The sequence below is a fragment of the Thermovirga lienii genome, from assembly GCF_036847465.1.
Classification (GTDB): domain Bacteria; phylum Synergistota; class Synergistia; order Synergistales; family Thermovirgaceae; genus Thermovirga; species Thermovirga lienii.
This window is the reverse complement of record NZ_DAITZW010000060.1, coordinates 1-4,622: the sequence shown is the minus strand read 5'-3', so window position 1 is coordinate 4,622 and position 4,622 is coordinate 1. Positions and strand designations below refer to the sequence as shown.

The window sequence follows — 4,622 nt, the reverse complement described above, 5'->3', positions numbered from 1 at the left end:
GGAAAAGTCCGTTGTGGAAGTTGTAAATCCTTTATGACTCCAAAATCTGCAAAAAAAGGTTGGCGGGTCAAACTCGATAAAGCCGCGATGTTTTTCAAAAAGATGGTGTATCCCCTTGTTAATCCTTATAGACTATTTGGTGGTTTAAGAGACATTGATGGTGCTACTGATATTGATGAGGAGATAAATATTTAGAACAGCTATAGGGGGTATGATAGAAGTGTTTGGGAGACGAAAGAAAAAGAACGCAGTAAACGTCGTTGAACAGGAGCACTTACATACTGGCGGAGACATTGAGGTGGAATTTCAGAAGAAGGAGGTTCCCAAGTATGTGGAGGCATGGGGGGCTATGGCTTCTGCGGCTCAGTTTAGAGGTTGGGTTGCAATTATTTCATTGGTTTTAGTCCTCTTGTCCTCGTCTATAACAGCATGGGTGATGCTGCATAATAAGCCTGTCTATCTGGTGGTACAGGACGGGAAACCTCTATATGCCACTCCTGCTTCCAGTAGAGCATTAGATTACCAAATGTTTGTCAAAGATTTTTTGAGCCTCTTTTTGAATTACGGTCCCGGGAATGTTCAGACGAATTTTTCCGAAGCATTCAAACTTGCGACACCTGAGTTTGTGAAGGCATGGCGGCTTAAGATGGGTAGGGAGTTTGTAGAGACTGTCAGGCGGAACAATGTGGTACAGAGCACAACTATCAACGGCGTGGAGCTAATCAAGGCGTCTAACAGTGGTTTCAGCGTTAGGGTATATGCCACAGGTTACAGGGCCTCCTCACTTGTAAAAGATCCTGAAGAAGAGAGGAAAGTATTTGTTGTCGAGGTAGTTAAGGGGAAAATTACACGGGATAATCCTTGGGGTTTATATGTCTTCGGACTGCAAGAAGAACGAACTACAAAAGAATAAAAGGGGTGGTGGTTGTATGTCTAAGTACAGTAAAGCCGTGTTATCTCTAGCATTGACGGCTGTATTGACCTCTACGGCATTCGCTGCAGTTTCTCCTCCTACGCCTTCGTATCCGCCTCTTAAGGGGGAATTTTATCCTGTCGAGGGGCAGCGGTACCCACAGAAGAAAACTAACCCTTATGCTCATATTCGTACTGTTCCGTTTGAAGGAGAGCCAATTGAAGTGTACCTTCAAATAGATAACGTCACACAGATACAGTTTCCTGCTCCGCCTGTAATGGTACATATAGGAAAGCCTGAGGGATTTGTAGTTGATACTGTTGTAGAGTTCAATTCTGTGTTCGTGAAGCCTGTACAGGAAATAGAAGCAACGAACATGATAGTGACTACGGAACGGGGTGTATATGTCATCATACTAAAAGAGAACCCGTATCTGCCTTACGACGCACGAGTGGTGGTTAATGATCCCTACAGAAACGTCCGTCCTGATGACGTACAGACTCTTGTATGGTCGGCGTACTATGGACGTAGGCCTGCGGAGTTTCAGTTTATTCCCATGACTATTTTGTCCCCAGATACAGCAGGATATGTGTATGATCCTATTACCCGCCTTGGGTGCCGGGTAAGCCTTCAGAGGGTGGTGTGCTTCCCACGAAGCCGAAAAACGGTTTATTGGGTGCGTATTATGAATGTTCTTCCTCCGCAGGTAAAGGATAAAGACGTGCCTGTTTCCAGTTTTATGGTAGATGAAAGGTCTGTCTGGACACAGAATATTGAAAAGATAGTTGTTCCCGGCACACAGACGAGTGGTGTTCCCCTCCTCAACAAGGGAGATTACATAGACATGTTCATGATAGTGAACAGCGGACAGGTGCCTAATGTCTTCAATTTCCGCTTTGCCTTACAGGGGAACAGAATGCTCCCTATAGCGGTATCTCTGCCCACAACGCCTAAAGCTGGAGGGAAGAAAAACTTTGCCCCCGCCAAGACTATTGATGAAAAGCTGCAGGAGATGTATCAGGAGATGCAGAAGAAAAAACAGCAGGAGTCTGCCGCACAGCAACAGCAGACTGCACCAGCCGCGTCAACAAACACAACACAGTCGCAGTCAAACAGCACTTCAGGAACTGTACTTTATTTCCCTGAGTAAAGGAGGGTTAGCTTATGCAGGGATTTGATTTTGAAAGCGAATTTCGCCGTGACGATGAGAGAGAGCATGGTCCGATGAACCAAGGCCCAATAGATTATGAAGAACACAGCGATGATTCACATAGTGGAGCGGGTTTTGTAGATCCTTCTCACACACAGCCGCATTTTTCACCGCAAGACGTAAAAAAGAAAAGGATAAGGATTGTTTTGATAGGCGGGATAGCTGCTCTACTGGCAATGGGTGTCTTTGGTGTACTTACTTTTAAAGATGTTTTTTTATCATCTAAGCCTAACAAGCAGCAGGAGACTACACTGCTGCAGGTCTCTGAAGAAGAATATCAGCAACTGCTGAAAGAGAGGGAGGAGCTGGCTAAGAGAATAGGCCTTTTAGAACAAGAGAGAGAGCAATGGGCAAGAGAAATAGACAGAAGGATCAACAACCGCATTGAAGATTTGATGAACGCAATGCAGAAACAGGATAACTCTGATAAGCAGACAGAGGCTATCATGCGTCAGCTTCAAGCCATGCAGAGGCAGTTGGAACAGTTAAAACAGTCTCCTGCTGCACAACAGCCGTTGGAGCCTAGAAAAGGTTCTACTGCATCTTCACAAATCTTAAATCGGGTAGCAGTATGGAGAGAAACACAAGAAGCTATCGCCCAAGAAGTTGCCAAGACAGCGGAACAGGAGCCCCTGTATTCCAAGGTGCAAGGCATACAGGTTGGCACTATGATTGACGGTATATTGGAAACCCGACTTGTATCTGCTCAAATAGACACGAACACAGAAAAATTTTATGCTGTGATTACTACTACCCAACCGGTACAGGCAGGACAGTTTACTTTACCTACAGGAGTTAAATTTCTGGGGCGTGTAGTATCAGACTTTGACGCAAGACGTATTTTTGTAGAACTTGAGGCTATGCAGTACAGAGATGTCACTATTCCTGTTTCTGGAGTTGTACTGGATAAGGCCACAGGCAGTCCCGGGCTGATCTCCAAGTACATCGACCCGGTCAACCAAGCTGCTTGGAACCTGCTTATCCCTAATCTATTGGCTTCTGCGGCAGAGGTCGCTCAGGAGATGGACACGAGGGTAACTAACGATAGATACGTGTATGAGACACCTAAATATACGGCAGAAAACGTAGCACGTCAGGGATTGGCTAGAACTATGACTTCAATGTCGTCTATGCTTACGGAGGCTTATCTGCGTAAAAAACCAGTCATGTTGGTAAACGCCAATACGCCAGTAATGATACAGATAACACAGACAATTCCGCTCGATGTCCTGCTGGAGAGTGGAGTAGTGCAGGAGTAGTGCCAGCGGGTTTCTATACAGGAGGCTCTTGGAAAAGAGCCTCTTTTTTTTTGTTTTTTAACATTTTTTCCGAAAGAAGTCTCCCACTTCTAAATAATGAACCGTGGGACACACGGGGATAGCTCGGTCAATTTCTCATCATGAGATGAGATTACCCGAGAAGCCCCACCTCTAAGCGAAGCGTAGGTGGTGGGAGCATGTCACAGTTGTTTCCGACACACGATAAAACTATATTTTCTATTGGAGGCCTACAAAAAAAACAGTCAACCTGTTAGGTTATGGAGCACAAACGCGACAATTCTCAAGACAAGAAAGGAGGAATGATATGAAGAGGAAAATGTCTCTACTTTTGGGCTTGTGCCTGCTTCTTGCGGCTGCTTCTTCGTCTTTTGCTTCGGGAGCGGGGAGTTCTGTATCAGCGGCGATGTCGGTAGTTACTGATGAACCTAGCAAAATGCCGGTGTTAATGCCTTTCAGGGTGTGGGTGTATCCTACTCAGAACAACGGCATTATGACGGCAGGACACTATGAATACTTTCACATGCAGATAATGGGCAATGGGAGCGACCTGCCTCTTGCCGTTCCCGAACAGCAGGCGGTAGAGCCTATTATAGCTCTTCCTCAAGGAGAGCCAGCAATACCCACTAATTAACATTTGTAATAACTGTAGTAAAAATTTGTATCCGACAGGTCTCTTGTTTAGGCAAGGGGCCTGTTTTATTTTGTACACTTGCCTCTTTCCTTTTGTTGAATATATTAAATATTATAGTTTGGATATGCTTTTTTATATCATAATGCTATAATATATTTAGAGAGAAAACGGGAGAGGAGGCATTCGACAGTGCAGCAGTTGTTATTAGAGACTTTATGGAATAAGGAAACTAATACTTCTCTTGGAGGCAGAGGTCGTGGGCAGGTATGTAAGACTGCAACAGAAAAACAAGAAGAGTATAAGAAGCGTCCGGGGCGTCCTGCGGGATATCAGATGGAAGACTGGAAAAAGGAAATAGTAAATATCTGTAGGCTGGCTGTTCAAGGTCGAACCTTCGCAAAGAATCTTCAAGAGTTCGCTAGAAAACTCCAAGAAGCCCGTCATGTAGTTGTCAATGACAAACCAATGAAGGTTGTCGCCATAAATAAAAGAGGTGTAGCGTTCCTGCAGTCAGAACAGGAACGCACATCGTTTAAGGTTTTTGAACTGTATCAGGAATTTCAGAAGGGTAGAGTGAGGGTGTAGAAA

At 44.8% G+C, this 4,622-nt stretch carries 6 protein-coding genes; all 6 read left to right on the top strand.

The genetic code is table 11. The features are described 5' to 3' along the window. Positions 1 to 195: hypothetical protein (locus V7Z69_RS09480; protein WP_334139750.1), on the top strand; the 195-nt coding region annotated here is incomplete at its 5' end. Positions 196 to 211: 16 nt separating this feature from the next. After that, complete coding sequence (locus V7Z69_RS09475) at positions 212 to 913, top strand: hypothetical protein (RefSeq protein ID WP_334139749.1); 702 nt, start codon at positions 212 to 214, stop codon at positions 911 to 913. 16 nt (positions 914 to 929) lie between these two features. Beyond that, positions 930 to 2,063, top strand: coding sequence for a TrbG/VirB9 family P-type conjugative transfer protein (locus V7Z69_RS09470; protein ID WP_334139748.1), 1,134 nt, complete (start codon positions 930 to 932; stop codon positions 2,061 to 2,063). Between the two features lie 14 nt (positions 2,064 to 2,077). Continuing rightward, positions 2,078 to 3,382: a TrbI/VirB10 family protein gene (locus V7Z69_RS09465; RefSeq protein ID WP_334139747.1), complete on the top strand. Its 1,305-nt coding sequence runs from the start codon at positions 2,078 to 2,080 to the stop codon at positions 3,380 to 3,382. Positions 3,383 to 3,707: 325 nt separating this feature from the next. Beyond that, the gene (locus tag V7Z69_RS09460; RefSeq protein WP_334139746.1) at positions 3,708 to 4,034 is read left to right on the top strand and encodes a hypothetical protein; all 327 of its coding nucleotides are present in this window, start codon (positions 3,708 to 3,710) and stop codon (positions 4,032 to 4,034) included. A gap of 189 nt (positions 4,035 to 4,223) precedes the next feature. Beyond that, complete coding sequence (locus V7Z69_RS09455; RefSeq protein WP_334139745.1) at positions 4,224 to 4,619, top strand: hypothetical protein; 396 nt, start codon at positions 4,224 to 4,226, stop codon at positions 4,617 to 4,619. Positions 4,620 to 4,622 lie beyond the last annotated feature (3 nt).